Below are 26,631 nucleotides of genomic sequence, written 5' to 3' on the forward strand. Positions count from 1 at the left end.
AGCTTAATACTGAGCTTTTGCCGGGGACATGACCGATTCAGTTAGGCAAAAATGGACGATGGCAGATTGCTTTCATGCTGCTTGATGCTGCTACCCTTGCGCCGCTTCGCGAGCACCCTCCCTATAACAAGGATCAGATTCATGACCAGTACCGTCGCGACGGGAAGCTCGGCCAGTGAGCCAGGCTTCCTGTCGAAGGAACGCATAATCGCCCGCCCGGGCTTCAACCGCTGGCTGGTCCCGCCAGCTGCCTTGGCCATTCACCTGTGCATCGGTATGGCCTACGGCTTCTCGGTATTCTGGCTGCCCTTGTCGCAAGCCCTGGGGATCACCGCCCCCGTCGCCTGTGCGGCAGACATGGGCTTCATGGCCCGGATGTTCAGCGCCGAATGCGACTGGCCAATCTCGATGCTGAGCTGGATCTACACCCTGTTCTTCGTCTTCCTCGGTTGCTCGGCGGCGGTGCTGGGCGGCTGGCTGGAGCACGCCGGCCCGCGCAAGGCTGGCCTGGTGTCGGCCTTGTGCTGGTGCGGTGGCATGCTGCTTTCGGCGATAGGTGTGAAAACCCATCAATTGTGGCTGATGTGGCTTGGCTCCGGCGTGATTGGCGGTATCGGCCTGGGCCTGGGCTACATCTCACCCGTGTCGACCTTGATCAAGTGGTTCCCGGACAAACGCGGCATGGCCACCGGTATGGCGATCATGGGCTTCGGCGGCGGGGCCATGGTCGGGGCGCCGCTGGCCACCGCGCTTATGGGGCATTTTGGCAATGAGCACGAAGTTGGCGTATGGCAGAGCTTTGTCGCCATGGCGGCGATCTACTTTGTGTTCATGACCGCTGGCGCCCTGGCGTATCGCGTACCACCGACCGGCTGGAAGCCTGAAGGCTGGGCTGCGCCGTTCAAAAATGCCAGTAACGCCATGGTCACCGACCGCCACGTGCACGTCAGTGTGGCCTGGAAGACCCCGCAGTTTGCGCTGATCTGGCTGGTGCTGTGCCTGAACGTGTCGGCGGGCATCGGCATTTTGGGCATGGCGTCACCGCTGCTTCAGGAAGTGTTCGCCGGTAAATTACTGGGCAACGAACTGACCTTCAGCCAGCTGAGCACTGCGCAGTTGGCGCAGATTGCCGCGATCGCCGCCGGCTTTACCGGCCTGCTGAGCCTGTTCAACATTGGCGGCCGGTTCTTCTGGGCATCGTTCTCCGACTACATCGGCCGCAAGAACACCTACTTTGCCTTCTTCGCCTTGGGCGTGGGCTTGTACAGCCTGGTGCCGAACATGGGGCACCTGGGCAACGTGGCGCTTTTCGTGGCAGCGTTCTGCATCATTCTGTCGATGTATGGCGGTGGTTTTGCAACGGTGCCGGCCTACCTGGCCGACCTGTTTGGTACGCAGATGGTGGGTGCCATCCATGGCCGCCTGCTGACCGCCTGGGCGGCAGCGGGGGTGCTGGGGCCGGTGCTGATCACCTACCTGCGCGAGTATCAACTGGCAGCAGGCGTGGAGCGGGCGGCGGCTTATGACATGACCTTGTACATTCTCGCGGGTCTGCTGGTGCTGGGCTTTATCTGCAACATGCTGGTGCGCCCGGTGGCCGACAAGCACTTCATGAGTGATGCCGAACTGGCGGCCGAGCGCGCGTTGAGCCATGACAAGGGCGCCGATGGGGCGCGGTCGCTGGAGTGGAAGGCGGCGCCAGGCAGCCTGCCACTGGTGCTGCTGGCCTGGGCGGTGGTGGTTGTGCCGTTGGCCTGGGGTGTCTGGGTGACCTTGCAAAAGACCGCTGTGCTGTTCCATTGATCAGGGGGGGGCGCGTGTTGCGCCCCTTTCGCCGCTGCAGGAGCGGGCTGCTGTGGTTGTATAGACCTGTAGCAGCATCCAGCCCGCGTAAAACCTGGCTTTGCCATATGTCATCCGCGTTTCAAGCTGGCGCGTTCTGGGCCTATAATGAAACCCTTTTCGCCCAATGATTTTGCGGAGCTGGTGATGGTCGAACGTAAGGCTTCCGTCGAGCGCAATACCCTGGAAACCCAGGTCAAGTGCTCGATCAACCTCGATGGCAGTGGCAAGGCCCGATTCGATATCGGTGTGCCTTTCCTTGAACACATGCTGGACCAGATCGCCCGCCATGGGCTGATTGATCTGGATATCGAGTGCAAGGGTGACACGCATATCGACGATCACCATACCGTCGAAGACGTCGGCATCACCCTGGGCATGGCATTCGCCCAAGCTATCGGTGACAAGAAAGGTATCTTCCGCTACGGCCACGCCTACGTGCCGCTGGACGAAGCGCTGTCACGCGTGGTCATCGACTTCTCTGGCCGCCCAGGCCTGCAGATGCACGTGCCGTATACCCGTGCAAGCGTTGGCGGTTTCGATGTCGACCTGTTTCAGGAGTTTTTCCAGGGCTTCGTCAACCACGCCCTGGTAACCCTGCACATCGACAACCTGCGTGGCCACAACACCCACCACCAGATCGAAACCGTATTCAAGGCTTTCGGCCGTGCCCTGCGCATGGCCATCACCCTCGACGAGCGTATGGCCGGGCAGATGCCTTCCACCAAAGGGTGCCTGTAAATGCAAACGGTAGCCGTAATCGACTATGGCATGGGTAACCTGCACTCGGTGGCCAAGGCGCTTGAGCACGTAGGTGCCGGTAAAGTGCTGGTGACCAGCGATGCCTCAGTGATCCGCGAGGCCGACCGTGTGGTGTTCCCGGGCGTGGGCGCGATTCGCGACTGCATGGCCGAAATCCGCCGCCTGGGCTTCGACAGCCTGGTGCGCGAAGTCAGCCAGGACCGCCCGTTCCTCGGCATCTGCGTCGGAATGCAGGCGCTGCTCGAGCACAGTGAGGAAAACAACGGCGTCGACTGCATTGGCCTGTTCCCTGGCCAGGTGCGCTTTTTCGGCAAAGACCTGCAAGAAGAGGGCGAGCACCTGAAGGTGCCGCACATGGGCTGGAACGAAGTCAGCCAGACCATCGACCACCCGCTGTGGCACGACATCCCTGACCGCGCACGTTTCTACTTCGTGCACAGCTACTACATCAATGCCGGCAAGCCTGGCCAAGTGGTGGGACGCGGTCACTATGGCGTCGACTTCGCCGCAGCGCTGGCCGACGGTTCGCGTTTTGCCGTGCAGTTCCACCCGGAGAAGAGCCATACCCATGGCCTGCAGCTGCTGCAGAACTTCATCGCCTGGGACGGGCGCTGGTAAATGAGCAGGTCGAAGACCAAGGCCCCGACCATCACCCTGGCCCCCGAGCAGGAGCGCGAAGCGCTCGATACCTTGAAGCGTTTTCTCGAAGACCGCTTCGAGCTGCAGTTGGGGTCGTTCGAGGTGGCCGAGGTCCTCGAGCTGTTCAGCAAAGAGATTGCACCCCATTACTACAACAGGGCGATTGCCGATGTTCAGCTGCACCTCAAGGAGCGGTTCGAGAGCATCGAAAGCGACCTGTGGGCACTCGAGAAGCCCTGAAACCCAACAAATAGACAGGTTCCCAAGATGCTGATTATCCCCGCTATCGATCTGAAGGACGGTGCTTGCGTGCGCCTGCGCCAGGGCCGCATGGAAGACTCTACGGTATTTTCCGACGACCCGGTGAGCATGGCCGCCAAGTGGGTCGAGGGTGGCTGCCGCCGCCTGCACCTGGTCGACCTCAACGGCGCCTTCGAAGGCCAGCCGGTCAATGGTGAAGTGGTTACCGCCATCGCCAAGCGCTACCCGAACCTGCCGATCCAGATCGGCGGCGGTATCCGTTCGCTGGAAACCATCGAACACTACGTCAAGGCTGGCGTCAGCTACGTGATCATCGGCACCAAGGCCGTCAAGCAGCCCGAGTTCGTCGCTGAAGCGTGCAAAGCCTTCCCGGGCAAGGTCATCGTCGGCCTGGACGCCAAGGACGGTTTCGTCGCCACCGACGGTTGGGCCGAAGTGAGCTCGGTGCAGGTCATCGACCTGGCCAAGCGTTTCGAGGCCGATGGCGTCTCGGCAATCGTCTACACCGACATCGCAAAGGACGGCATGATGCAGGGCTGCAACGTGCCCTTCACCAAGGCACTGGCTGAAGCCACCCGTATCCCGGTGATCGCCTCGGGCGGCATTCACAACCTGGGCGACATCAAGGCGCTGCTGGACGCCAAGGCCCCGGGCATCATCGGCGCCATCACCGGCCGTGCCATCTACGAAGGCACCCTGGATGTCGCTGAGGCCCAGGCCTTCTGTGACAACTACCAAGGCTGAGGACTGAACCATGGCACTGGCCAAGCGCATTATCCCTTGCCTGGACGTGGACAACGGCCGGGTGGTCAAGGGCGTCAAGTTCGAGAACATCCGTGATGCCGGCGACCCGGTGGAAATCGCCCGTCGCTACGACGAGCAAGGTGCCGACGAAATCACCTTTCTCGACATCACCGCCAGCGTCGATGGGCGCGACACCACGCTGCATACCGTCGAGCGCATGGCCAGCCAGGTGTTCATCCCGCTGACGGTAGGGGGTGGCGTGCGGACCGTGCAGGACATCCGCAACCTGCTCAACGCCGGTGCCGACAAGGTCTCGATCAACACCGCCGCGGTGTTCAACCCAGAGTTTGTCGGTGAGGCGGCGGACCGTTTCGGTTCGCAGTGCATCGTTGTCGCCATCGATGCCAAGAAGGTGTCCGGGCCAGGTGAAGCGCCGCGCTGGGAGATTTTCACTCACGGCGGGCGCAAGCCGACCGGGCTGGATGCAGTCGAGTGGGCGAAGAAGATGGAAGGCCTGGGCGCTGGCGAGATCTTGCTGACCAGCATGGACCAGGACGGCATGAAGAACGGCTTCGACCTGGGCGTTACCCGCGCTATCAGTGATGCGCTGGGGATTCCGGTGATTGCCTCGGGGGGTGTGGGTAACCTGCAGCACTTGGCTGACGGCATTCTGGAAGGGCATGCCAGCGCGGTGCTGGCGGCCAGCATCTTCCACTTTGGCGAGTACACAGTGCCTGAAGCCAAGGCTTACATGGCTTCGCGCGGGATCGTCGTTCGCTGATCCATTGATCGGGGCTGCTTTGCAGCCCTTCGCGGGCACGCCCGCTCCCACAGAGATCTCAGCAAACCTGGACTGCCCCCAAGAGTTGGATTGGTGTCCAACTTCTTGGGGGCAGTCCACAAACCTGTGGGAGCGGGCGTGCCCGCGAAAGGGCCGCGAAGCGGCCCCAAAGGCCTCACCCGTGGTTCTTGCCGAGCAGCGCGTGGTAAAGCTCGGTATCCCCGAGTATCCCCACCACCCTGTCGTTATCCTGCAGCACCAGCTTGTTGCCGGTTTGATAACGAATCTGCAGTGCCTCACGCATGCCGATGTCAGCGTGCACCACGGTCGGCCTGCGCTCCAGCAGCTCCACATCTTGCCCCGGTGCCCATCTCTGCATATCCAGCCCGTTCTGGCCCTGGCGTGCACGCTTGAGCGCGCCGCCTTCGCCAAGGTCCAGCCACGAATCGATACCTGGGTCCAGGCACACCGAGCCATTGACCCGTTTGCAATTGTCCAGGCTGCGCATCAGGCTGCGCCCGCACAGCACGTTCAGCGGGTTGGTATGGGCGACGAAAGTGCGCACGTATTCGTCGGCCGGGTTCAGCACGATCTCCTCCGGCTTGCTGTACTGGATGATCCGCCCGTCCTTCATGATCGCGATCCGGGTACCCAGTTTCAGCGCCTCGTCCAGGTCGTGGCTGACGAACACGATGGTTTTGCTCAACTTGGCCTGTAGGCCAAGCAGCTCATCTTGCAGGCCCTGGCGGATCAGTGGATCCAGTGCCGAGAACGGTTCGTCCATCAGCAAGATGTCGGCATCCATCGCCAGCGCCCGGGCCAGGCCCACGCGCTGCTGCATGCCGCCAGACAGCTCATCCGGCTTCTTGTTGCGCCACTGGGTCAGGCCCACCAGCTCAAGCTTCTCGTCGACCAGCTTGCGCCGTTCCTTTTCCGGGCGACCCTGCATTTCCAGGCCAAAGCTGATGTTCTCGCGCACCGTCAGCCAAGGCATCAGGGCAAACTTCTGGAACACCATGGCAATGCGCTTGGTGCGCATCATCTTCAGCTCGGCCGCGGAGCAGTTGGCAATGTCGATGTGCTTGCCTTCGTGCTCGACGAACAACTTGCCACGGCTGACGGTGTTGAGGCCGTTGATGCAGCGCAGCAGGCTCGACTTGCCCGAGCCAGACAAGCCCATCAGTACGCAGATCTCGCCTTTGTTGATATCGAGGTTGGCCTTTTCGACACCCACCACCAGGCCGGTCTGCTTGAGGATCTGCTCGCGGGTCTGGCCTTGGTCCAGCAGCGCCAGTGCCTCGCGCGGCTTGTTGGAGAAGATGACGTCGACGTCTTCGAAACGAATGATGCTCATGCCTCACCCCTTACCGGCAGTTCCGGTTGCTTGCAGATACGGTCGAGCATGATTGCCAGCAGCACGATCGCCAGGCCCGCTTCGAAGCCCAGGGAGATATCGGCGGTGTTCAGTGCGTTGACCACAGGTTTGCCCAGGCCGTCAGCGCCAACCAGAGCGGCAATCACCACCATCGACAGCGACAGCATGATGCATTGAGTGACACCGGCGGCGATGCTTGGCATCGCGTGCGGCAGTTCGATACGGGTAAGCAGTTGACGACGCGAGCAGCCAAAGGCCTTGCCGGCGTCCATCAACTCTTGCGGCACGTCGCAGATGCCCAGGTAGGTCAGGCGAATGGGCGCGGCAATGGCGAACACCACGGTGGAGATCAGCCCCGGCACCACGCCCAGGCCGAACAGGGTCAGGGTAGGGATCAGGTAGACGAAGGTGGGCACCGTCTGCATCAGGTCGAGCACCGGGCGCATGGCGGTATAGAACATCGGCTTGTGCGCGGCGAGGATGCCCAGTGGCACGCCGATCACCACACATACCACCGTGGCGAAGGTGACCTGCGCCAGGGTTTCCATGGTTTCCTGCCAGTATCCCAGGTTGAGGATCAGCAGGAACGACAGGGCGACAAATGCGGTCAGGGCCCACTTGCGCTGGATGAAGTGCGCCAGGGCGGCGAACAGGGCGATAAGTACGAACGGGTTGAAGAAAGTCAGGGCGCTGGTGACGCCATGGATCATGAACTCCAGGCCTTGCGCGATGGCGTCGAAGTAATTCGCGCCGTTCTGGGTCAGCCATTCGACGAACGACGCGATGTACTGGCCCAGAGGTATTTTCTGATCGATAAGCATGATAGCGAGCTTCCACCTGCATAGATTGAAATCAACCCGGGGCAGGCACGGTCCTGCCCCGAGGTAGCGCTACTGCGTAGTTCGTTATTGCGTAAGCTTGGCCTTGACCGCCTCCAGGCCAGGCTTGCCATCAACGGTGGTAACGCCGGCCAGCCAGGCATCCAGCTTGCCTGGGTTGTCCTTGATCCATTTCTTGGCGGCGGCCTCGGGTTTCATCTTGTCGTCCAGGACATAGCCCATCATGGTGCTTTCATCCTTGAGCTCGAACGACAGGTTCTTAAGCAGTTGGCCAACGTTGCTGCATTCCTGCGTGTATCCTTTGCGGGTGTTTGTCAGCACGGTCGCCTTGCCGAAGTCGGGGCCGAAGAAGTCGTCCCCGCCGGTCAGGTACTGCATCTTGAAGCGGGTGTTCATCGGGTGTGGCTCCCAGCCCAGAAACACCATTGCCTCGCCGCGTTTCTGCGCGCGGTCAACTTGCGACAGCATGCCCGCCTCGCTGGACTGGACGATCTTGAAACCTGCGTCCTTCAAGCCAAAGGCGTTCTTGTCGATCATGCTCTGGATGGTGCGGTTACCGTCGTTACCCGGTTCGATGCCGTAGATCTTGCCGTCCAGTTCCTTCTTGAACTTGGGAATGTCGCTGAAATCCTTCAGGCCCTTGTCGTACAGCGCCTGGGGGACTGCCAGGGTGTACTTGGCGTTCTCCAGGTTGGCGCGCACGGTTTCTACCGTGCCGGCGTCGCGGTACTGCTTGATGTCGTTCTCCATGGTCGGCATCCAGTTGCCGAGAAACACGTCCAGGTCCTTGCCGGTGGCCAGCGACTTGTAGGTCACCGGTACCGAGATCATGGTGGTGTGGGTCTTGTAACCCAGGGCTTCGAGCACAACGCTGGTGGTCGCGGTCGTGACTGTGATGTCGGTCCAGCCGACATCGGAGAAGCGTACAGTCTGACATTGCTCGGGTTCGGCTGCTTGGGCCAGCAATGGCGCGGACAGCAACGCAACCAGTAACAGCGAGGGTGAACCTTTCATGGATGGACTCCTGAGATATTGTCTTCGGGTTCGCGTGGGTCGCCGGGCTTTCTGAGGGTCCGGTCGACCAGGCCTGCAGAGGGCAGGATGCGTGGCCGTGCTTTACGAGTCGCTTTCGATAATCCTCCAGCTCCGGGCAATCGCCTACTGGTTGGGTCGTATCCAGTACGGAACGGGTCGTATCCAGTATGGGCGATGTCGCTTATGGATTTTTCCACCCCCTCGCGCGCATTTTTGCGTCACCAGGCCGCTGGAAAACGGCGCGGTGGGCGCAGTTTCTGGTTGAGAACAGCGCGGCGCTGCTGGACAAAAGTACGTCGGTTGCAGACGGCGAGGTGGGCGGTAAAAGCCCGATGATGCTGGCATTCAAGGCGGCCCGCTGTTTGAGCCTAGCAGCTACCCCGCCCTGCGCATGGCGCGCAGAGACAAGCCCAGCAAGAGGTGATTCGACAATGGCCATCAGCGTGTTCGACCTGTTCAAGATCGGTGTCGGGCCCTCCAGCTCCCACACCGTCGGCCCCATGCGTGCTGGCGCCCTGTTCGTTCAGGGCCTGCGCGAACGCGGTGAGCTGGAGCGTGTAAAACGGATCGAAGTGCGCCTGTATGGCTCGCTGTCGGCCACCGGTATCGGCCATGGCACCGACAACGCCACCATCATGGGCCTGATGGGCGAGTGGCCTGACGCCATTGACCCGACCCAGATCGTGCCGCGTATCGCCGACCTGCGCGAAACCAACACCCTGCAGCTGGATAGCCGCTTGCCCATCGAGTTTGTCTGGGCCCGCGACATGCTGCTGCTGGACGAGAACCTGCCCTATCACCCCAACGCCATGACCCTGATTGCCGAAGGCGAGCAGGGCGAGTTGCACCGCGACACCTATTACTCGGTGGGCGGCGGCTTTGTGGTCGATGCAGCCCAAGCCGCCAGCGGTGTGCTGGATGCTGACCAGACAGTGTTGCCGTACGACTTCAACAGCGCCGCCGAACTGCTGCGCCTGTGCAAGCAAAACGACCTCAGCGTGTCGCAATTGATGATGGCCAACGAGAAGGTCTGGCGCAGCGAGGAAGACATCCGCGCTGGCCTGCACAAGCTCTGGGAAGCCATGCAGGAATGCGTCAACAACGGCCTCAAGTACGAGGGCACGCTACCCGGCGGGCTGAACGTGCGCCGCCGTGCCGCCAAGCTGCACCGCAGCCTGCAGGAAATCGGCAAGCCCAACGTGATCGGCTCGACCATGAGTGCCATGGAATGGGTCAACCTGTTCGCCTTGGCGGTCAATGAAGAAAACGCCGCCGGCGGGCGCATGGTGACCGCGCCTACCAACGGCGCGGCAGGCATCATCCCGGCGGTGCTGCATTACTACATGCGATTCAGCGATGCGGTGGATGAGTCCAGCGTTGTCGATTACTTCCTGGCTGCCGCCGCTGTGGGCATCCTGTGCAAGAAGAACGCTTCGATCTCCGGTGCCGAAGTGGGTTGCCAGGGGGAAGTCGGCTCGGCCTGCGCGATGGCCGCAGCGGGGCTTGCCGAAGTGCTCGGCGCCACCCCGCCACAGGTTGAGAACGCCGCTGAAATTGCCCTGGAACACAACCTCGGCCTGACCTGCGACCCGGTTGGCGGGTTGGTGCAAGTGCCCTGCATCGAGCGCAACGCGATTGCTGCGGTGAAGGCTATCAACGCGGTGCAGATGGCGTTGCGCGGCGATGGTGAGCACTTCATTTCCCTCGACCAGGTAATCCGCACCATGCGCGATACCGGGGCCGATATGCACGACAAGTACAAAGAGACCTCGCGCGGCGGCTTGGCGGTCAGCGCTATCGAATGTTGATTTCCTGACGTGACCTCCAGGGCCGCCTCTTCGCGGGCAAGCCCGCTCCTACAGGAACTGTGAAATCCCTGTAGGAGCGGGCTTGCCCGCGAAGAGGCCCTTGAGGCTGATGCAGGTGCAACACAACCGCCAATGCCTCTTTATGGTGCGGCGCCACGCTACCGATCGTCGGATGTCGCGATCAGTGTGAGGGTTGTCGGTGACACTTAAAGGTGTCGCTTCTGGGAAACCCACGCGGCGCGTGTCACTAAACTGCTCAACCGTTACAGGCGACGCGCTAGCTCGCCTGTTCTGGACGACTGGCCAACACGATGCAAGCACTTGAATTGCCCCATAAAGGCGTCGTTTTCAGGTTTTTTTGGATGGCCGTTCAAGTTTAGGCACGGCGTTTGCGTTGAGATTGGCAAGCCTACCCCCGGAAAATGACCGAGGGGTCATAACAAGAAGTAAGTGCCCGCCTGAGGCACACCCTGCATTTGTGTGAGGAGAAATCGCGATGACGTCGTACACCTCCGGGAATCCAACCCAGAACCGCACAGCACCCCAGTCCATCGGGTTTCTTCTATTGGACAATTTCACCCTGATTTCCCTGGCATCGGCGGTCGAGCCGCTGCGCATGGCCAACCAGCTGTCTGGTCGTGAGCTGTATCGCTGGCACACGCTGACCATCGATGGCGGCCAGGTGTGGGCCAGCGATGGTCTGCAAATCACACCGGATGCTGCCATCAGCAATGCTCCGCCTATCGACACCGTGATTGTCTGTGGTGGTGTTGGCATCCAGCGTTCCGTCACCCGTGAACACGTCACCTGGCTGCAAGCCCAGGCCCGTCAGTCGCGCAGGCTGGGCGCCGTGTGCACCGGCAGTTGGGCACTGGCCTGCGCTGGCCTGCTCGACGGCTTCGATTGCAGCGTGCACTGGGAATGCCTGGCCGCGATGCAGGAAGCCTTCCCGCGGGTGAACATGAGTACCCGCCTGTTCACCCTTGACCGCAACCGCTTCACCAGCTCCGGTGGCACCGCGCCGCTGGACATGATGCTGCACCTGATCAGCCGTGATCACGGCCGCGAGTTGTCGGCAGCGATCTCCGAGATGTTCGTCTACGAGCGTATTCGCAACGAGCAGGACCACCAGCGTGTGCCGCTCAAGCACATGCTTGGCACCAACCAGCCGAAGTTGCAGGAAATCGTCGCGTTGATGGAGGCCAATCTGGAGGAACCGATCGACCTGGACGAACTGGCGGTCTATGTGGCGGTTTCGCGGCGTCAGCTGGAGCGCCTGTTCCAGAAGTACCTGCACTGCTCACCTTCGCGCTACTATCTGAAGTTGCGCCTGATCCGTGCGCGACAGCTGCTGAAGCAGACGCCGATGTCGATCATCGAAGTGGCATCGGTGTGCGGCTTCGTGTCGACCCCGCACTTCTCCAAGTGCTATCGCGAGTACTTTGGCATTCCGCCGCGTGACGAGCGCGTGGGCTCCAACACCGCGCAGCAGGTGGCCATGATGCCGATTCCTCAGGCCATGACCCTGTCGCCGCACAGTGGGCCGATGGCGGCCCTGAGCCAAGCGCGCAACGAGTCGACATTTGCCAGTGTAAGGCTCTAATACCGAGTCGACTTTTTCGCGGGACAAGCCCGCTCCCACAGGTCACCCGCTGAACTGAGTCAGCGGTGACCTGTGGGAGCGGGCTTGTCCCGCGAAGGGGCCGGTCCTGGGTAAATGAATTACGCGCGTTTGTTGAACTGCGCCAGCGCCGGCAACAGCTGCTTGTCGATGGCTTGGCGCACTGCCGGCAGGATCGTCGCACTACCGGTGTACATTTGCTCCACCATCCCCTTCAGCGCCCGCGCATTGGGCTCGGTCAGCCCACGAACCACCGCTTCACACGCCTGTTCGGCACTGGCCCCGGCCGGAATATCGAAACCGCGCGCGCGCAGGTGGCCGGCGAGGTCGTCCTGATCAATCAAATCCGCATGCATCATGGCTGTTGTCCCTTTTATCGCTAAGAGAGTGCTGCTGTGATTTACGACCGATTCTGTGACGTGCGCGACAGCCTCGCAAGGACAGAATGTCGCCATGGCTGCTTTGGCTAAGAACAGGTCGTTTACGACTAAATCCCCTGCCAGGCAAGCACGCACACTGAAGCCATTCACGGTACAGAGGGTTTGGTCACCCTCGCTCACGCACAGTGGATGTTGCTCGCTCTTGGCCCCGGTAGCTCACGGCTTTCCGGGGTTATTTTTTTGCAACTGTTATTTATGTCAGTTGTTGAGAATCGATGCATATAGACTGGAAAAATCAAAGTTTGGCTTATTGGATGCAGTGTTTATTTTTGTAAGGTGCACAGCCTCGGAGCACACAGACTGTTGGGGATATTCGTGTCGATGCCACTAGGGGCTAAGGTTCCTTTCGAACGTCAGAAGGTGCGCGAGCCGACCTGGTAACAATGTTTTCGACGTTTAGAATTTACTGTGGTATCGCGAAAACGCCAGCGTCCCTGGAGACGGCTTTCTCGGCCATTAGTTGCTTTGGTGCGTTAACCCACGAATTAGGGCATAACATGGGGACCTCGCATAGCGACGAGGATCCAAGCATATAGCGCCAAATTTCCATACGCAGATGCGGACGTTGCAGTGCGCCATACCCTATCACTCAACCCGCAGCTGCAGAATCAAGGGGTTCCGATAGGTACGGCGGATAAGAATGATGTGGCGCGAACTTTCAAGGCGCCATGGCGCTTCCTAGATTTGGAAACCCTGGCGCCCGCTCTCTGATCACTCAAGAGGGAAGTTTTATGGTACGCCCCATGTATTGCGGCGCCGGCGCCCCCTCCTGTTGCTCTACCAAGTGGTTCAATTGGCAAACAGTCGTGTGCCCAAAAGGCGCTGACTTCGGCCCCGCCAGGTCCACGTGCAGTAACATCTGCTCGCTCGCCGCCAGGACCTCGTCGAACCCTGCCCGGTGCAGGCTGTGATACACGTGAAGACGCTTGCGATCAAAACCGATGATCTGCGTCTGCACCCACACCTCGGTGCCCAGCTTCACCTCGTGCAGATAATTGATATGCGCCTCCAGCGTGAACAGTGAATTACCGCTTTGCCCGCGGCTGTCGGCGTCCAGGCCAATGCGCTCCATCAGGGCATCGGTCGCGTAGCTGAAGATCAGCAGGTAGAAGGCATCCCGCAGGTGCCCGTTGTAATCGACCCAGTCCTCCTGGACCGTGGTGCGGTAGGTGATCAGAGCGGGCATCTTGGCCTCCTTAATCGCTGAACGACATGCCGTGGCTGGCCTTGCTGGACTTCACCGCTTCCAGTACCGCCAGCAGGGTGTCGTCACGGTAGCGCTCCAGTGCAGCGATGCTGCGCTCGCCCTGTTGCTCGGAAGTGCCGCTCACCACATCGTCGATCAGCTTGTCGGTCAGTTCCGGTGCTGGCAGGTACGTCCAGGGCAGCTTCAGGGCAGGGCCGAACTGTGACATGAAGTGGCGCATGCCGGCATCGCCACCGGCCAGGGTATAGGTAAGGAATGTGCCCATGAACGACCAGCGCAAGCCTGCGCCGAAGCGGATCGCGTCGTCGATTTCGCCCGTGGTGGCAACGCCGTCGTTGACCAGGTGCAAGGCCTCGCGCCAGAGCGCTTCTAGCAGGCGGTCGGCGATGAAGCCTGGCACTTCCTTGCGCACATGCAGTGGGCGCATGCCGAGTGTGGTGTAGATGGTTTTGGCAGCTTCAATGGCCTCGGGTGAGGTGCGGCTGCCGCCGACGATCTCGACCAGCGGCAGCAGGTACACCGGGTTGAACGGGTGGCCGACGACGCAGCGCTCAGGGTGAGTGGACGACTCGTAGAACTCGCTGGGCAGCAGGCCCGAAGTGCTTGAGCCGATGATTGCGTCAGGCTTGGCTGCGGCGCTGATTTTGGCGTGCAGGCCGAGCTTGAGGTCCAGGCGCTCTGGTGCGCTTTCCTGGATGAAATCGGCGTTGTGCACGCATTCCTCAATGGTTGTCACGAACTTCAGGCGGTCTTGCGATGCGCCAGGGGCCAGGCCTTGTTTTTCCAGTGCCGGCCAGGCGTTGGCGACACGTTTGCGCAGTGCCTGTTCGGCGCCGGGCGCCGGGTCCCAGGCCACCACATCCAGGCCATGGGCCAGGGCGCGGGCGACCCAGCCGCTGCCGATCACGCCGCTACCCAGGGCGGCGAAGGTTTTGATCTCGGTAATGAAGGGCATATCGATCTCCTGAAAGGATCAGCGGCGCTTGAGGTTCATTTTTTCCCGGCCTTCTGCCGGGCTGAGCACGCGGCCACCCATGCGGGTGATGATCTCGCTTGCGCGTTCCACCAGTTGGCCATTGCTGGCCAGCACGCCACGGTCCAGATACAAGTTGTCTTCCAGGCCCACCCGCACATTGCCGCCGAGCAACACGGCCTGCGCGGCCATGGGCATCTGCATGCGGCCGATGCCGAAGCCGGCCCAGGTGACGTTGGCAGGCAGGTTGTCGACCATGGCCTTCATGGTGGTGGTGTCGGCCGGTGCGCCCCACGGGATGCCCAGGCACAGCTGGAACAACGGGTCTTCGAGCAGGCCTTCCTTCATCATTTGCTTGGCGAACCACAGGTGGCCGGTGTCGAAGATTTCCAGCTCGGCCTTCACCCCCAGTTCGGTAATGCGCTTGGCACCGGCGCGCAGTTGGGCCGGGGTGGACACGTAGATCGAGTTGCCATCGCCGAAGTTGAGGGTGCCGCAGTCGAGGGTGCAGATTTCCGGCAACAGTGCTTCGACATGGGCAAGGCGCTCCAGCGGGCCGATCAGGTCGGTGCCCGGGCCGAACGCCAGCGGCGTTTCACCCGGGCCGATTTCCAGGTCGCCGCCCATGCCGGCGGTGAGGTTGACGATGATGTCCACGTCGGCTTCGCGGATACGCTCCATGACTTCGCGGTAGAGGTTTACATCTCGGCTGAAACGGCCGGTCTGCGGGTCGCGGACGTGGCAGTGGACCACGGTGGCGCCGGCCTTGGCGGCCTCTACGGCGGATTCGGCGATCTGTTTGGGGGTGACCGGGACCAGGTGGCTTTTCGAGGCGGTGTCGCCGGCACCGGTGAGGGCGCAGGTGATGATGACGTCGTGGTTCATGGCGGGTTCCTTGTATGGTCAATGCTGGCCTCTTCGCGGGCAAGCCCGCTCCTACAGGGAGCCGTGATGGCCCTGGCGAGCGCGTTACCTGTGGGAGCGGGCGTGCCCGCGAAAGGGCCCTGTCAGTTGGCGGTAAGCTTGAGGTTGTCCGCAGCCGGCTTGCCATCGAAGGTGGTCACACCCTCAAGCCAGCGGGCCTTGTCCTCGGGGTGGTCCTTGAGCCACTGGCGGGCTGATTCCAGCGCGTCCTTGTGGTCGAGCAGTGGCTGCATCATGCGGCTCTCGTCCTCGGCGCTGAACTTCAGGTTGGCCAGCAGGCGGTGGGCATTGGGGCAGCGTTCGGCATAGTCCGGCGCCGTCACCGTCCAGACCGTCGCGCGGCCTTCGTCAGGGCCGAGTGCATCCTGGCTGTCACCCAGGTAGGCCATGTCGATGTTCACGTTCATCGGGTGTGGCGCCCAGCCGAAGAACACCACGGCCTCCTTGCGCCGCACGGCGCGGTCGACGGCGGCGAGCATGCCGGCCTCGCTGGACTCGACCAGCTGGAACTTGCCCAGGTCGAACTGGTTCTTGGTGATCATCGCCTTGATCTGGGTATTGGCGCCGGAACCCGGTTCGATGCCATAGATCTTGCCGCCCAGCTCTTTCTCGAACTTGTGGATGTCGGCGAACGTCTTCAGGCCCTTGTCGTAGAGGTATTTCGGCACGGCCAAGGTGGCGCGCGCGTCCTCCAGGCTTGGCTTGTCCAGCACCTTGACCTGGTTGGCATCGACGAACGGGGTAATGGTCTGGGTCATGATCGGGTTCCAGTAACCCAGGAACATGTCCAGGCGTTTGTCGCGTATGCCGGCGAAGATGATCTGTTGCGAGGCACTGGTCTGTTTGGTCTGGTACCCCAGGCCGTCGAGCAGTACCTGGGCCATGGCGCTGGTGGCAATGACGTCGGTCCAGTTGACCACGCCCAGGCGCACGTTTTTGCAGGCGGCGGGCTCGGCGGCGAAAAGCGGGGTGGCGACGATGCTGCTCAGGGCAAGGGGCAACAGGCTGCGGCGGATCAAGCTGTGCATGGTGGCTCTCCATCGGCAGTGCATATTGTTATTGAGGGCGGCCTCTGCGGACCGTGTGAATACGCTACGCTGGCGCTACCTTGCCCAAGCGCACGCTAGCGACAGGAATTAGCACCGGGGCGACCAGTTTCTGTGGAGGAGGGGATGATGGAGACGATTGCCTTTCTGTTGGTGCCCGGCTTTTCTGCCATGGGGTTCATTTCGGCGGTGGAGCCACTGCGGGTGGCCAATCGTTTTGGCGGGCAGTTGTACCGGTGGCAGGTGCTTAGCCTGGACGGTGAGGCGGTGCTGGCGAGCAATGGCATGTCGATCAATGCCGATGCCGCCCTGGGGGAAGGAGAGCCGGCCAACATCCTGCTGGTGGTTGCGGGCTTTGAGCCACTGGCCAATGTCGCACCCAAACTGCTGCATGCGCTGCGCCGGCTCAACCACGAAGCTGTCATGCTCGGTGGCATCGACACGGGCGCAATGGTGCTGGCCGAGGCAGGGCTGCTCGAGGGCTACCGGGCGACATTGCATTGGGAGGCGCTTGAGGCATTCAAGGAACGCTATCCAGGCCTTCAAGCCACCCAGGAGCTGTTCGAGATTGACCGCAGCCGTATCACCTGTGCCGGCGGAACCGCCTCGATCGATTTGATGCTGCACCTGATTGCCCAGTCTCACGGCAGCGAACTGGCGGTCAAGGTGTCGGAGCAGTTCGTGCTGGGTCGTATCCGTCAGCGCCAGGACCACCAGCGCATGCAGATCGGTGCGCGTTATGGCATCAGCAACAAGAAGCTGGTCCATGCCATTGGCGAAATGGAAAAACACATCGAGCCACCGTTGAGTACGCTGGAACTGGCTGCCGCGATCAAGGTGACACGGCGTCAACTGGAGCGTTTGTTTCGCATGCACCTTGATGCAACCCCGAGCGGTTTCTATCTCGGGTTACGGCTGGACAAGGCGCGCCAGCTGTTGGCCCAGACCGACATGTCGGTGACTGAAGTCAGCCTTGCGTGCGGGTTTGAACTGCCATCCTATTTCACGCGGCGCTACAAGCTGAGGTTTGGACGGTGCCCGCGGGAGGAGCGACGGCCCAGCGGTACAAAATGAGCTTCAATCCAGTTCACGCTCGAGGATGGCCCTTAGCTTTTCGCGATTCCTTGTTTGCAGATCTTTGCGAAGCGGGGCGAAATCCGCTGCATTGAAGCGTGCACCCAGGTGGTCGAATACCAGGTTCAACTTTCTGGTTGGCTCGACCGGGTCGGTAATGCAGTAGGCATAAAACAGGATCGCAACCGGGACTTGGTCCCCTTCATGGTCCATTTCGATACTGAGATGTGAAGAGGCGTTCATGACGGTGAAGGTACACGTACCTGCCGACTGCAGAGCGGCTTGAACATTTTCGTCGAGGCTCTTGAACCAAGGCCCTTTTTCGCGCGGTGGGGGTAGAAAGCCACTGTACACATCGCTTAATGCAAGCAAGTGCGGCTCATACACAATGGTTTTATGTGTATGTTCGAGCAGGGTGAATTTCAATGATTGCAAGGTGGCGATAGCGACAGTGAACCATTGCTGAGGCTGGGTTTCCATCGAGTATTTTTCATTGGCCACTGCTTGTGAATAACGCAGGCATAGCTGCAAATCTTCCCATGTATCGAGTGTCAGCCAGGGCGCAGGCTTGATGCTTAGCCGCTCCTCGAATATTCGGGTGTCCAGGCTCGTATCGTCCATGTGGCATTGCTCCTTGATGGATGCAGATGACCAGAACCGGGTACCAGCGCGCTCTGGTACCCGGCCTCGCTAATCAGATAGCGAGAAACGCGCCGAGGTCGCCTTTGATCTTCTCATTCACAAGGTCACGTGCAGCGTCGAAGTGACGAACGCTGAACGTGCCCTGTTGCGAAGCGCGATAGACGCGGGTAGAGGTTTTGTCGACCTTGCGGGTCAGGGCGCCTTCACGCTCGACTTTCGAGTCGTAGCTGGCCTGGAAGCTGGTCATGTGCATCGCGGGCAGGCCTTGTGGCGTCATTTCGCACTGGGCGACCACGAAGTTGCTCGATTTGCCGGTTTCGCTATGGCTGTGCTTTTCCAGGTGCGCCTTGACTTCCGGCTTCTGCACGACAATTTGCAGAACACGCCTGGCGCAGGCGGCGCGACGAGGGTCCGCGGAGACGCTGATGGTGACGGACTTGGTAATCAGCTGTGCCAGGGTCAGGTTGTCCTCATCAATGGCATCTTCGGCATGTGCTGCGCCCGTCATGGTCCAGCCAAACTTGATCAGGCCATCGTTGTAGAAGTTGTACCACTCGCGCTGCTGGGTCTCCTTGTCGAACTTCTTGTTGGCCAGTTCGGTCATCAAGCGCATGCCGGCCAGGATGTCTTCTGCAATGTTGGCAGGGACATTGTCAGCGAAGATGCAGATGGTCTGGCCGGTAGCGGCTACGCGCTCTTGACCCTCTTTGCGGATTTTTTCCATTTCAACTTTGATGTCAGCCACTTTGTAATTCCTTGATAGTTGTGAGTTCCAAGACACACATGGTGAGCACGTGGTCTGGGGGCACTATCGAGCAATTACGCAGGGGGCATCAGCGGCATGTTGTTCCTCTGGAGTTGATCCTTCACTCGCGCGTGCTGATCAATCTTCGGGCGCCGGCTCGTCACTGTTTTGCGCGCCCAGGCTGCGCAAATACTCGGCTCGCTCATCGCTGCGCTGTGCAATGCAGCTGTTCCAGGCGATCTGGTAGGCCTTGCTGCCGGGTTGTTCAGCATGGGTTTCGACCTTGCAGTCTGCATCGCGCAGTTGGCTCCAGACTTTCTCGGCTGCCTCTATTCGCGACATCAGGCCTGCCTCGTCGCCGAACTGATCACGCATGCGCGCGACCAGGTCGTCATAGGCCGACTGCAGCTCACGCTCGGCGACCTGCTTGTTGAATGCTGCACAGGCGAAGGTTTGCTGGTCGGTCTCCACATTGTCGCAAGGTGTGCTTTCGTCCTCACTGGCCTGGGCCCCGCTCACGATGGCCAGCAGCACCAGCCATGCCATTGATTTCATCCGTTTTCTCCTCAACAGGCTGTCGAATCGCAGGGATTCTCGCTCAGCCAGAGGCCAGGTGGTAGCTCCCTGACCAAATGTTCATGTACCGGCCGCAAATGTCGTTATCGAGACTGTCTCTCATCCCCGGAACACGCGCCAGACGCGCTCTTGTCGCGCATTGACGCTTTCGGCAAACCCCCTGTCGTTTTTGCACCGGGGCGCCTCGGGGCACAGGCATATGCTGGCCTCAAAGCGCCGGCAGAAGGTTTGGCGCGACCCAACTCTATAAAAGGGGACAGCCTGATGAGCCCAGCCGAATTACACGCCGACAGCATCGTCATCGATGGCCTGATCATCGCCAAATGGAACCGCGAGCTGTTCGAAGACATGCGCAAAGGCGGCCTCACTGCGGCCAACTGCACGGTGTCGGTCTGGGAAGGGTTCAAGGCTACCGTCGACAACATCGCGTCCAGCCAGAAGCTGATCCGCGACAACAGCGACCTGGTGATGCCGGTGCGCACCACCGCCGACATCCGCAAGGCCAAGGAGCTGGGCAAGACCGGCATCCTCTTCGGCTTCCAGAACGCCCATGCGTTCGAGGACCAGATCGCTTATGTGGACGTGTTCAAGCAGCTGGGCGTGGGCATCGTGCAGATGTGCTACAACACCCAGAACCTGGTGGGCACCGGCTGCTACGAGCGTGACGGCGGGCTGTCCGGCTTCGGTCGCGAGATCGTTGCCGAGATGAACCGTGTCGGCATCATGTGCGACCTGTCCCACGTTGGCTCCAAGACTTCCGAAGAAGTCATCCTCGAATCGAAAAAGCCGGTGTGCTACTCGCACTGCCTGCCCTCGGGCCTGAAAGAGCACCCGCGCAACAAGTCGGACGAAGAGCTGAAGTTCATCGCCGATCACGGCGGTTTCGTTGGCGTCACCATGTTCGCGCCGTTCCTGGCCAAAGGCATTGACTCGACCATCGATGACTACGCCGAGGCCATCGAGTACACCATGAATATCGTCGGTGAAGACGCCATCGGTATCGGTACCGACTTCACCCAGGGGCACGGCCAGGACTTCTTCGAATACCTGACCCATGACAAGGGCTACGCCCGCCGCCTGACCAACTTCGGCAAGATCATCAACCCGCTGGGCATTCGCACTGTCGGCGAATTCCCCAACCTCACCGAGACCTTGCTCAAACGCGGCCATTCCGAGCGCGTGGTGCGCAAGATCATGGGCGAGAACTGGGTAAACGTCCTCAAGGATGTCTGGGGCGAGTAAGCCGCTCTCCAAGCCTGATAGCCCCTGCCAGCAACGCCGGGGCACCCACAAAAAAATTTTATGGAGTTGAGTTTCCATGGCCAAAATCGCCCCGCAATTGCCAATCGAAGTCGACAGCGAGACCGGTGTCTGGACCAGCGACGCCTTGCCGATGCTGTATGTGCCTCGTCATTTCTTCGTCAATAACCATATGGGCATCGAGGAAGTGCTGGGCGCCGACGCCTATGCCGAAATCCTCTACAAGGCTGGCTACAAGTCCGCCTGGCACTGGTGTGAAAAAGAGGCCGAGTGCCATGGCCTGGAAGGCGTCGCGGTGTTCGAGCACTACATGAAGCGCCTGAGCCAGCGTGGCTGGGGCCTGTTCGAGATCCAGGATATCGACCTGGATAAAGGTACCTGCAGCGTCAAGCTCAAGCACTCTGCGTTCGTGTACGTCTATGGCAAGTGCGGCCGCAAGGTCGACTACATGTTCACCGGCTGGTTCGCTGGCGCGATGGACCAGATTCTCGCTGCCCGCGGCAGCAAGATCCGCACCGTGGCCGAACAGGTCTATGGCGGGTCGGAAGAAGGCCACGAAGATGGCCTGTTCGTTACAAAGCCGTTGTAAGCCGGAGATAGCGTCATGGCATTCGAAGCAATGTTCCAGCCGATCCAGATCGGCAAACTGACCATCCGCAACCGTGTGCTCAGCACCGCGCACGCCGAGGTCTACGCCACTGACGGCGGCATGACGACCGACCGCTATGTGAAGTACTACGAAGAGAAGGCCAAGGGCGGCATCGGCCTGGCCATCTGTGGCGGCTCGTCGGTGGTTGCCATCGACAGCCCGCAGGAATGGTGGGCATCGGTCAACTTGTCGACCGACCGCATCATCCCGCACTTCCAGAACCTTGCCGACGCCATGCACAAGCATGGCGCCAAGATCATGATCCAGATTACCCACATGGGCCGCCGCTCGCGCTGGGACGGCTTCAACTGGCCGACGCTGATGTCGCCATCGGGCATTCGCGAACCCGTGCACCGCGCCACCTGCAAAACCATCGAGGTGGAAGAGATCTGGCGGGTGATCGGCAACTACGCGCAGGCTGCGCGGCGTGCCAAAGAGGGCGGCCTGGACGGCGTGGAGCTGTCGGCAGTGCACCAGCACATGATCGACCAGTTCTGGAGCCCACGGGTCAACAAACGTACCGACGAATGGGGCGGTACCTTTGAAGGCCGCATGAAATTCGGCCTGGAAGTACTGAAAGCTGTGCGCGCCGAAGTGGGTGACGACTTCTGCGTGGGCATGCGTATCTGTGGTGACGAGTTCCACCCTGATGGCCTCAGCCACGAGGACATGAAGCAGATCGCTGCCTACTACGACGCCACCGGCATGCTCGACTTCATCGGCGTGGTCGGCTCGGGTTGCGATACCCACAACACCCTGGCCAACGTCATCCCCAACATGAGCTACCCGCCGGAGCCGTTCCTGCACCTGGCAGCCGGTATCAAGGAAGTGGTCAAGGTCCCGGTGCTGCATGCGCAGAACATCAAAGACCCGAACCAGGCCACGCGCATCCTTGAAGGCGGCTACGTGGACATGGTCGGCATGACCCGTGCGCACATGGCCGACCCGCACCTGATCGCCAAGATCAAGATGGGCCAGATCGACCAGATCAAGCAGTGCGTCGGTGCCAACTACTGCATCGACCGCCAGTACCAAGGCCTGGATGTGCTGTGCATCCAGAACGCCGCGACCTCCCGTGAGTACATGGGTGTGCCGCACATCATCGAGAAGACCACCGGCGTCAAGCGCAAGGTGGTGGTGGTTGGCGCAGGCCCTGCCGGCATGGAAGCGGCCCGCGTGGCTGCTGAACGCGGCCACGACGTGACCCTGTTCGAGAAGAGGGACCAGATTGGCGGGCAGATCACCATTGCCGCCAAGGCCCCGCAGCGTGACCAGATTGCCGGTATCACCCGCTGGTACCAGCTTGAGCTGGCTCGCCTGAAAGTCGACTTGCGCCTGGGCACTGCCGCTGATGTGGCCGCCATCCAGGACCTGCGCCCGGACGTCATCGTGCTGGCCGTAGGTGGGCACTCGTTCCTGGAGCAGAACGAGCACTGGGGCGCTGCTGAAGGGCTGGTGGTCAGCAGCTGGGATGTGCTCGATGGCAAGGTAGCGCCGGGCAAGAACGTGCTGGTGTACGACACCATCTGCGAATTCACCGGTATGTCGGTCGCCGACTTCATCGCCGACAAGGGCAGCCAGGTCGAGATCGTAACCGACGACATCAAGCCAGGCGTGGCCATGGGCGGTACCACCTTCCCCACCTACTACCGCAGCATGTACCCCAAAGAAGTGATCATGACCGGCGACATGATGCTGGAAAAGGTCTACCGCGAAGGCGACAAGCTGGTGGCGGTACTGGAGAACGAATACACCGGCGCCAAGGAAGAGCGCGTGGTCGATCAAGTCGTGGTTGAAAACGGCGTGCGCCCTGACGAAGAGCTGTACTACGCGCTCAAGGAAGGTTCGCGCAACAAGGGCCAGATCGACGTGGAGGCGCTGTTCGCCATCAAGCCACAGCCGATCCTGAGCCAGCCGGGCGAAGGCTACCTGCTGTACCGCATCGGCGACTGCGTGGCCCAGCGCAACGTGCATGCGGCGATCTACGACGCCTTGCGCCTGTGCAAGGACTTCTGATCGTTAACAGTCGCCGCCATCGGGCGCGATCCCTGTAGGAGCGGGTTTACCCGCGAATGCGTCAGCACTGACAACACTGTTGCCTGACCGGACGCATTCGCGGGTGAGCCTGCTCCTACATGGGGCCAGTCCCGCCCTCTGGTCGGCGCAAGAATCCAGCTGTTTGTGGGAGTCTCCCATGTTGAACACCCTTCTACCCATCCTGCTGTTCGCTGCCCTTGGCCTGGCAGTGCTCGGTGCCTTGCGCCGGGTGCGCATGTGGCGCCGTGGCCGGCCGTCCAAGGTCAACCTGATCGGCGGCCTGCTGGCCATGCCGCGCCGCTACCTGGTGGACCTGCACCATGTGGTTGAGCGCGACAAATACATGTCCAAGACCCACGTGGCCACTGCGGGCGGCTTTGTGCTGTCTGCTGTGCTGGCCATTCTGGTGCATGGTTTTGGCCTGCAGAGCAAGATCCTCGGCTATGCACTGCTGGTAGCCACGGTGATCATGTTCACCGGTGCCATCTTTGTCTTCAAACGCCGCCTGAACCCGCCCTCTCGTCTGTCCAAGGGCCCGTGGATGCGCCTGCCGAAGAGTTTGCTGGCGTTCGCCGTGAGCTTCTTCATTGCCACCCTGCCGGTCGCCGGTATCCTGCCGGCCAACACGGGTGGTTGGGTGATGGTCGCCGTTCTGGGCCTGGGCGTGCTGTGGGGTGTGTCGGAGCTGTTCTTTGGCATGACCTGGGGCGGCCCGATGAAGCACGCCTTCGCCGGTGCCTTGCACCTGGCCTGGCACCGCCGTGCCGATCGCTTCGGCGGCGGCCGCTCCACCGGCCTCAAGCCGTTGGACCTGGAAGACCCGAACGCACCCCTTGGCGTGGAAAAGCCGGTGGACTTCACCTGGAACCAGCTGCTGGGCTTCGATGCCTGCGTGCAGTGCGGTAAATGTGAAGCCATGTGCCCGGCCTTTGCCGCTGGCCAGCCGCTGAACCCGAAAAAACTCATCCAGGACATGGTCATCGGCCTTGCCGGTGGCACTGACGCGCAATTTGCCGGTAGCCCATACCCTGGCAAACCAATCGGCGAACACGGTGGCAATCCACACCAGCCGATCGTCAATGGCCTGGTCGACGCCGAAACGCTGTGGTCCTGCACCACCTGCCGTGCCTGCGTCGAGGAGTGCCCGATGATGATCGAGCACGTCGATGCCATCGTCGACATGCGCCGCCACCTCACCCTGGAAAAGGGCGCAACCCCGAACAAGGGCGCCGAGGTGCTGGACAACCTGATCGCCACCGACAACCCCGGCGGCTTCGCCCCCGGCGGGCGCATGAACTGGGCTGCCGACCTTAATCTGCGGCTGCTGTCTGAAGTGAAAGCGACCGAAGTGTTGTTCTGGGTCGGTGATGGTGCCTTCGACATGCGTAACCAACGCACTTTGCGTTCGTTTGTCAAAGTATTGAAAGCCTCGGGTGTGGACTTCGCCGTACTCGGCCTGGAAGAGCGCGACAGCGGCGACGTGGCGCGTCGTCTGGGCGATGAGGCGACCTTCCAGCAACTGGCCAAGCGCAACATCCAGACCTTGGCCAAGTACAAGTTCCAGCGCATCGTCACCTGCGATCCGCACAGCTTCCATGTGCTGAAGAACGAATACGGCGCCCTGGGCGGTGACTACCAGGTGCAGCACCACAGCACCTACATCGCCGAACTGATCGCGGCCAAGAAGCTCAACCTGGGCCAACACAAGGGCGGCAGCGTCACCTACCACGATCCGTGCTACCTGGGCCGCTACAACGGCGAGTACGAAGCCCCGCGCGAAGTGCTCAAGGCGCTGGGTATTGAGGTGCGCGAGATGCAACGCTCGGGCTTCCGTTCCCGTTGCTGCGGTGGTGGTGGCGGTGCGCCGATCACTGACATCCCTGGCAAGCAGCGTATTCCCGATATGCGCATGGACGACATTCGTGAGACCGAGGCCGAGCTGGTAGCCGTGGGTTGCCCGCAGTGCACCGCCATGCTTGAAGGCGTGGTCGAGCCGCGCCCACAGATCAAGGACTTGGCCGAACTGGTGGCCGACGTGCTGATCGAGGAGGACGCATCCACTGTCCCAAAGCCGCAAACGGCTAAACGTGAACCTGCGGAGGTGCACTGATGAGCGACATTATCCGCCGCGACCCACGCGCCGAGTGGATCGCCCGTAACCGACTGCACCCGCTGCATGCCGCGATGCAGACGCAGCAGACCAGCTGGATGGGGCCTAACGGCATCATCCGCAAGAACCCACATGCGATTGCCGCAGGCTTTGTCGGCCCGGCCGGCATCAAGCGTATCGACCGCAGCGGCGCCCAGCAGGGCACCGGCGCGGGCGGGCGGCGCACGGCAGCAGTCGAGGTCAAGTTGCCACTGCACCAGGTGGCGGCGCCGGCGTTCTACATTGCCGTTGTGCCGGACATGGTTGGCGGCCGCCTGAGCAGCCACGACCGCGACCTGCTTGGCCTGGCCCACAGCCTGGCCGGCAGCGACGGGGCGGTGCTGGCCGTGGTGTTCAACGAGCACAAGGAAAGCAACTTTTCCACAGCCGGTGTCGATCGCCTCCTGGTTATCGAAGGCGAGGCCTTTGAAGGTTATGCACCGGAGCAACTGGTGCAAGGCCTGCGGGCTGTGGATAACCAGTTCGCGCCGCGCCACTGGCTGCTGCCTGACAGCCGCACCGGTGGCGGCGAACTGGGTCGGCGCCTGGGCGCCGCGCTGGGCGAGCGCCCGGCAACGCGGGTATGGCAGGTCAAGGACGGCCAGTGCATCGGCCGCGCCGGCGCCGGCCAGCAAGACCTGCAACGCACCGTGCCGCGCCTGATCCTGGCGGCGGCCGAGTGCGCCGAGCCGGTCAGCGAAACCCGTCACGAAGCGCTGCCGGTGGAGTTGTCCACAAGCGTGGTACGCAGCCTGCCGCGCATCGAAGACCTTGGCTCGGTGGCTGTCGACCCGGCCACCATTGCCATGGCCGAAGCGGAGTTCATCGTTTCGGGCGGCAACGGTGTCAAGGACTGGGACCTGTACCACAAGGCCACCGCAGCCCTCGGCGCTACCGAAGGTGCCTCGCGGGTGGCGGTGGACGACGGCTTCATGCCGCGTAACCGCCAGGTGGGGGCTACCGGCACCTGGGTTACCGCGCGTGTCTACGTGGCTGTGGGTATCTCGGGCGCGATCCAGCACCTGCAGGGTATCGGTGCCTGCGACAAGGTGGTGGCGATCAATATGGATCCAGGCTGCGACATGATCAAACGGGCTGACCTGTCGGTGATTGGCGACAGCTCGGCGATTCTCAAGGCGCTGATCGAGGCTGTGGACAACTACCGCAGCGGCGGCCAGCGCGACGCGGCATAAGGGCACGAG

26 protein-coding genes are annotated in these 26,631 nt (G+C 61.4%); 15 read left to right on the forward strand and 11 right to left on the reverse strand.

Translation table 11 applies throughout. The annotated features are described in order from the left end of the window. Positions 1-141: 141 nt before the first annotated feature. The 6 genes from ACZ889_RS05320 to hisF all read left to right on the forward strand — a co-directional run bounded on the left by ACZ889_RS05320 (position 142) and on the right by hisF (position 5,029). The gene (locus ACZ889_RS05320; RefSeq protein ID WP_476257221.1) at positions 142-1,803 is read left to right on the forward strand and encodes an OFA family MFS transporter; all 1,662 of its coding nucleotides are present in this window, start codon (positions 142-144) and stop codon (positions 1,801-1,803) included. Between the two features lie 186 nt (positions 1,804-1,989). After that, the gene (gene hisB / locus ACZ889_RS05325) at positions 1,990-2,583 is read left to right on the forward strand and encodes an imidazoleglycerol-phosphate dehydratase HisB (RefSeq protein ID WP_003255736.1); all 594 of its coding nucleotides are present in this window, start codon (positions 1,990-1,992) and stop codon (positions 2,581-2,583) included. Further along, on the forward strand, positions 2,584-3,222 hold the full coding sequence (gene hisH / locus ACZ889_RS05330; protein WP_003255735.1) for an imidazole glycerol phosphate synthase subunit HisH: 639 nt from the start codon (positions 2,584-2,586) through the stop codon (positions 3,220-3,222). It abuts the gene before it with no gap. Continuing rightward, complete coding sequence (locus ACZ889_RS05335; protein WP_003255734.1) at positions 3,223-3,483, forward strand: DUF2164 domain-containing protein; 261 nt, start codon at positions 3,223-3,225, stop codon at positions 3,481-3,483. A 27-nt stretch (positions 3,484-3,510) separates the two neighbouring features. Then, the gene (gene hisA, locus ACZ889_RS05340; RefSeq protein WP_003255731.1) at positions 3,511-4,248 is read left to right on the forward strand and encodes a 1-(5-phosphoribosyl)-5-[(5-phosphoribosylamino)methylideneamino]imidazole-4-carboxamide isomerase; all 738 of its coding nucleotides are present in this window, start codon (positions 3,511-3,513) and stop codon (positions 4,246-4,248) included. 10 nt (positions 4,249-4,258) lie between these two features. Then, positions 4,259-5,029 carry an imidazole glycerol phosphate synthase subunit HisF gene (hisF, locus tag ACZ889_RS05345; RefSeq protein ID WP_003255729.1) on the forward strand — a complete coding sequence of 257 codons (771 nt, stop codon included), beginning with the start codon at positions 4,259-4,261 and terminating at the stop codon, positions 5,027-5,029. Positions 5,030-5,204: 175 nt separating this feature from the next. Here the strand turns inward: hisF and choV are convergent, their stop codons facing one another. The 3 genes from choV to ACZ889_RS05360 form a co-directional block, all read right to left on the reverse strand. Then, positions 5,205-6,383: a choline ABC transporter ATP-binding protein gene (gene choV, locus ACZ889_RS05350; protein WP_003255727.1), complete on the reverse strand. Its 1,179-nt coding sequence runs from the start codon at positions 6,381-6,383 to the stop codon at positions 5,205-5,207. After that, on the reverse strand, positions 6,380-7,228 hold the full coding sequence (gene choW / locus ACZ889_RS05355; protein WP_172830946.1) for a choline ABC transporter permease subunit: 849 nt from the start codon (positions 7,226-7,228) through the stop codon (positions 6,380-6,382). Before choW ends, choV begins: the two co-directional genes overlap by 4 nt. Positions 7,229-7,309: 81 nt before the next feature. Beyond that, the gene (locus tag ACZ889_RS05360) at positions 7,310-8,257 is read right to left on the reverse strand and encodes a choline ABC transporter substrate-binding protein (RefSeq protein WP_180688979.1); all 948 of its coding nucleotides are present in this window, start codon (positions 8,255-8,257) and stop codon (positions 7,310-7,312) included. Positions 8,258-8,709: 452 nt separating this feature from the next. Between ACZ889_RS05360 and ACZ889_RS05365 the strand changes: the two genes are divergently transcribed. Continuing rightward, the gene (locus ACZ889_RS05365; protein ID WP_010951662.1) at positions 8,710-10,086 is read left to right on the forward strand and encodes an L-serine ammonia-lyase; all 1,377 of its coding nucleotides are present in this window, start codon (positions 8,710-8,712) and stop codon (positions 10,084-10,086) included. A gap of 496 nt (positions 10,087-10,582) precedes the next feature. Further along, positions 10,583-11,689, forward strand: a complete 1,107-nt coding sequence (gene gbdR / locus ACZ889_RS05370; RefSeq protein ID WP_003255719.1) for a choline metabolism transcriptional regulator GbdR — start codon at positions 10,583-10,585, stop codon at positions 11,687-11,689. 119 nt (positions 11,690-11,808) lie between these two features. On the opposite strand, the gene ACZ889_RS05375 is transcribed toward gbdR, so the two are convergent. Continuing rightward, positions 11,809-12,066 (reverse strand): hypothetical protein, encoded by a 258-nt coding sequence (locus ACZ889_RS05375; RefSeq protein ID WP_003255717.1) that lies wholly within the window; start codon positions 12,064-12,066, stop codon positions 11,809-11,811. 464 nt (positions 12,067-12,530) lie between these two features. On the opposite strand from ACZ889_RS05375, the gene ACZ889_RS05380 reads away from it, so the two are divergent. Then, the gene (locus ACZ889_RS05380) at positions 12,531-12,683 is read left to right on the forward strand and encodes a hypothetical protein (protein ID WP_476257222.1); all 153 of its coding nucleotides are present in this window, start codon (positions 12,531-12,533) and stop codon (positions 12,681-12,683) included. Positions 12,684-12,862: 179 nt separating this feature from the next. On the opposite strand, the gene ACZ889_RS05385 is transcribed toward ACZ889_RS05380, so the two are convergent. From ACZ889_RS05385 to choX, 4 genes are all read right to left on the reverse strand, one after another. Further along, complete coding sequence (locus ACZ889_RS05385; RefSeq protein ID WP_070096867.1) at positions 12,863-13,333, reverse strand: thioesterase family protein; 471 nt, start codon at positions 13,331-13,333, stop codon at positions 12,863-12,865. A gap of 10 nt (positions 13,334-13,343) precedes the next feature. Beyond that, positions 13,344-14,309, reverse strand: a complete 966-nt coding sequence (locus tag ACZ889_RS05390; protein ID WP_476257223.1) for an L-carnitine dehydrogenase — start codon at positions 14,307-14,309, stop codon at positions 13,344-13,346. Positions 14,310-14,327: 18 nt separating this feature from the next. Continuing rightward, entirely contained in the window at positions 14,328-15,212 is an 885-nt protein-coding gene (gene cdhC / locus ACZ889_RS05395; RefSeq protein ID WP_003255710.1) for a 3-dehydrocarnitine:acetyl-CoA trimethylamine transferase CdhC, read from the reverse strand. A 122-nt stretch (positions 15,213-15,334) separates the two neighbouring features. Beyond that, complete coding sequence (choX, locus tag ACZ889_RS05400) at positions 15,335-16,279, reverse strand: choline ABC transporter substrate-binding protein (protein ID WP_014589378.1); 945 nt, start codon at positions 16,277-16,279, stop codon at positions 15,335-15,337. Positions 16,280-16,423: 144 nt separating this feature from the next. Between choX and ACZ889_RS05405 the strand changes: the two genes are divergently transcribed. Further along, on the forward strand, positions 16,424-17,371 hold the full coding sequence (locus ACZ889_RS05405) for a GlxA family transcriptional regulator (protein ID WP_011953245.1): 948 nt from the start codon (positions 16,424-16,426) through the stop codon (positions 17,369-17,371). 3 nt (positions 17,372-17,374) lie between these two features. Here the strand turns inward: ACZ889_RS05405 and ACZ889_RS05410 are convergent, their stop codons facing one another. The 3 genes from ACZ889_RS05410 to ACZ889_RS05420 all read right to left on the reverse strand — a co-directional run bounded on the left by ACZ889_RS05410 (position 17,375) and on the right by ACZ889_RS05420 (position 19,313). Next, the gene (locus tag ACZ889_RS05410) at positions 17,375-17,992 is read right to left on the reverse strand and encodes a hypothetical protein (RefSeq protein WP_476257224.1); all 618 of its coding nucleotides are present in this window, start codon (positions 17,990-17,992) and stop codon (positions 17,375-17,377) included. A 73-nt stretch (positions 17,993-18,065) separates the two neighbouring features. Beyond that, positions 18,066-18,758, reverse strand: a complete 693-nt coding sequence (locus ACZ889_RS05415) for a hypothetical protein (RefSeq protein WP_180688977.1) — start codon at positions 18,756-18,758, stop codon at positions 18,066-18,068. 138 nt (positions 18,759-18,896) lie between these two features. Next, positions 18,897-19,313 carry a lysozyme inhibitor LprI family protein gene (locus tag ACZ889_RS05420; RefSeq protein WP_180688976.1) on the reverse strand — a complete coding sequence of 139 codons (417 nt, stop codon included), beginning with the start codon at positions 19,311-19,313 and terminating at the stop codon, positions 18,897-18,899. 285 nt (positions 19,314-19,598) lie between these two features. Between ACZ889_RS05420 and ACZ889_RS05425 the strand changes: the two genes are divergently transcribed. The 5 genes from ACZ889_RS05425 (at position 19,599) to etfA (ending at position 26,622) form a co-directional block, all read left to right on the forward strand. Then, complete coding sequence (locus ACZ889_RS05425) at positions 19,599-20,576, forward strand: dipeptidase (RefSeq protein ID WP_003255700.1); 978 nt, start codon at positions 19,599-19,601, stop codon at positions 20,574-20,576. A 76-nt stretch (positions 20,577-20,652) separates the two neighbouring features. Beyond that, positions 20,653-21,183: a DUF5943 domain-containing protein gene (locus ACZ889_RS05430; RefSeq protein WP_003255698.1), complete on the forward strand. Its 531-nt coding sequence runs from the start codon at positions 20,653-20,655 to the stop codon at positions 21,181-21,183. A gap of 15 nt (positions 21,184-21,198) precedes the next feature. Beyond that, positions 21,199-23,259: a dimethylglycine demethylation protein DgcA gene (dgcA, locus tag ACZ889_RS05435; RefSeq protein WP_003255697.1), complete on the forward strand. Its 2,061-nt coding sequence runs from the start codon at positions 21,199-21,201 to the stop codon at positions 23,257-23,259. Positions 23,260-23,437: 178 nt separating this feature from the next. Continuing rightward, entirely contained in the window at positions 23,438-25,390 is a 1,953-nt protein-coding gene (dgcB, locus tag ACZ889_RS05440; RefSeq protein WP_004575952.1) for a dimethylglycine demethylation protein DgcB, read from the forward strand. Beyond that, positions 25,390-26,622, forward strand: a complete 1,233-nt coding sequence (gene etfA / locus ACZ889_RS05445; protein WP_180688975.1) for an electron transfer flavoprotein subunit alpha — start codon at positions 25,390-25,392, stop codon at positions 26,620-26,622. Before dgcB ends, etfA begins: the two co-directional genes overlap by 1 nt. Positions 26,623-26,631 lie beyond the last annotated feature (9 nt).

Source organism: Pseudomonas sp. TE3895, from assembly GCF_056278855.1.

What these genes read in the sequence shown, in the direction of transcription:
- ACZ889_RS05320 (WP_476257221.1), top strand. Translation starts at nt 142, where the DNA reads ATGACCAGTACCGTCGCGACGGGAAGCTCGGCCAGTGAGCCAGGCTTC.
- hisB (WP_003255736.1), top strand. Translation starts at nt 1,990, where the DNA reads ATGGTCGAACGTAAGGCTTCCGTCGAGCGCAATACCCTGGAAACCCAG.
- hisH (WP_003255735.1), top strand. Translation starts at nt 2,584, where the DNA reads ATGCAAACGGTAGCCGTAATCGACTATGGCATGGGTAACCTGCACTCG.
- ACZ889_RS05335 (WP_003255734.1), top strand. Translation starts at nt 3,223, where the DNA reads ATGAGCAGGTCGAAGACCAAGGCCCCGACCATCACCCTGGCCCCCGAG.
- hisA (WP_003255731.1), top strand. Translation starts at nt 3,511, where the DNA reads ATGCTGATTATCCCCGCTATCGATCTGAAGGACGGTGCTTGCGTGCGC.
- hisF (WP_003255729.1), top strand. Translation starts at nt 4,259, where the DNA reads ATGGCACTGGCCAAGCGCATTATCCCTTGCCTGGACGTGGACAACGGC.
- choV (WP_003255727.1), bottom strand. Translation starts at nt 6,383, where the DNA reads ATGAGCATCATTCGTTTCGAAGACGTCGACGTCATCTTCTCCAACAAG.
- ACZ889_RS05360 (WP_180688979.1), bottom strand. Translation starts at nt 8,257, where the DNA reads ATGAAAGGTTCACCCTCGCTGTTACTGGTTGCGTTGCTGTCCGCGCCA.
- ACZ889_RS05365 (WP_010951662.1), top strand. Translation starts at nt 8,710, where the DNA reads ATGGCCATCAGCGTGTTCGACCTGTTCAAGATCGGTGTCGGGCCCTCC.
- gbdR (WP_003255719.1), top strand. Translation starts at nt 10,583, where the DNA reads ATGACGTCGTACACCTCCGGGAATCCAACCCAGAACCGCACAGCACCC.
- ACZ889_RS05375 (WP_003255717.1), bottom strand. Translation starts at nt 12,066, where the DNA reads ATGATGCATGCGGATTTGATTGATCAGGACGACCTCGCCGGCCACCTG.
- ACZ889_RS05380 (WP_476257222.1), top strand. Translation starts at nt 12,531, where the DNA reads ATGTTTTCGACGTTTAGAATTTACTGTGGTATCGCGAAAACGCCAGCG.
- ACZ889_RS05385 (WP_070096867.1), bottom strand. Translation starts at nt 13,333, where the DNA reads ATGCCCGCTCTGATCACCTACCGCACCACGGTCCAGGAGGACTGGGTC.
- ACZ889_RS05390 (WP_476257223.1), bottom strand. Translation starts at nt 14,309, where the DNA reads ATGCCCTTCATTACCGAGATCAAAACCTTCGCCGCCCTGGGTAGCGGC.
- cdhC (WP_003255710.1), bottom strand. Translation starts at nt 15,212, where the DNA reads ATGAACCACGACGTCATCATCACCTGCGCCCTCACCGGTGCCGGCGAC.
- choX (WP_014589378.1), bottom strand. Translation starts at nt 16,279, where the DNA reads ATGCACAGCTTGATCCGCCGCAGCCTGTTGCCCCTTGCCCTGAGCAGC.
- ACZ889_RS05405 (WP_011953245.1), top strand. Translation starts at nt 16,424, where the DNA reads ATGATGGAGACGATTGCCTTTCTGTTGGTGCCCGGCTTTTCTGCCATG.
- ACZ889_RS05410 (WP_476257224.1), bottom strand. Translation starts at nt 17,992, where the DNA reads ATGGACGATACGAGCCTGGACACCCGAATATTCGAGGAGCGGCTAAGC.
- ACZ889_RS05420 (WP_180688976.1), bottom strand. Translation starts at nt 19,313, where the DNA reads ATGAAATCAATGGCATGGCTGGTGCTGCTGGCCATCGTGAGCGGGGCC.
- ACZ889_RS05425 (WP_003255700.1), top strand. Translation starts at nt 19,599, where the DNA reads ATGAGCCCAGCCGAATTACACGCCGACAGCATCGTCATCGATGGCCTG.
- ACZ889_RS05430 (WP_003255698.1), top strand. Translation starts at nt 20,653, where the DNA reads ATGGCCAAAATCGCCCCGCAATTGCCAATCGAAGTCGACAGCGAGACC.
- dgcA (WP_003255697.1), top strand. Translation starts at nt 21,199, where the DNA reads ATGGCATTCGAAGCAATGTTCCAGCCGATCCAGATCGGCAAACTGACC.
- dgcB (WP_004575952.1), top strand. Translation starts at nt 23,438, where the DNA reads ATGTTGAACACCCTTCTACCCATCCTGCTGTTCGCTGCCCTTGGCCTG.
- etfA (WP_180688975.1), top strand. Translation starts at nt 25,390, where the DNA reads ATGAGCGACATTATCCGCCGCGACCCACGCGCCGAGTGGATCGCCCGT.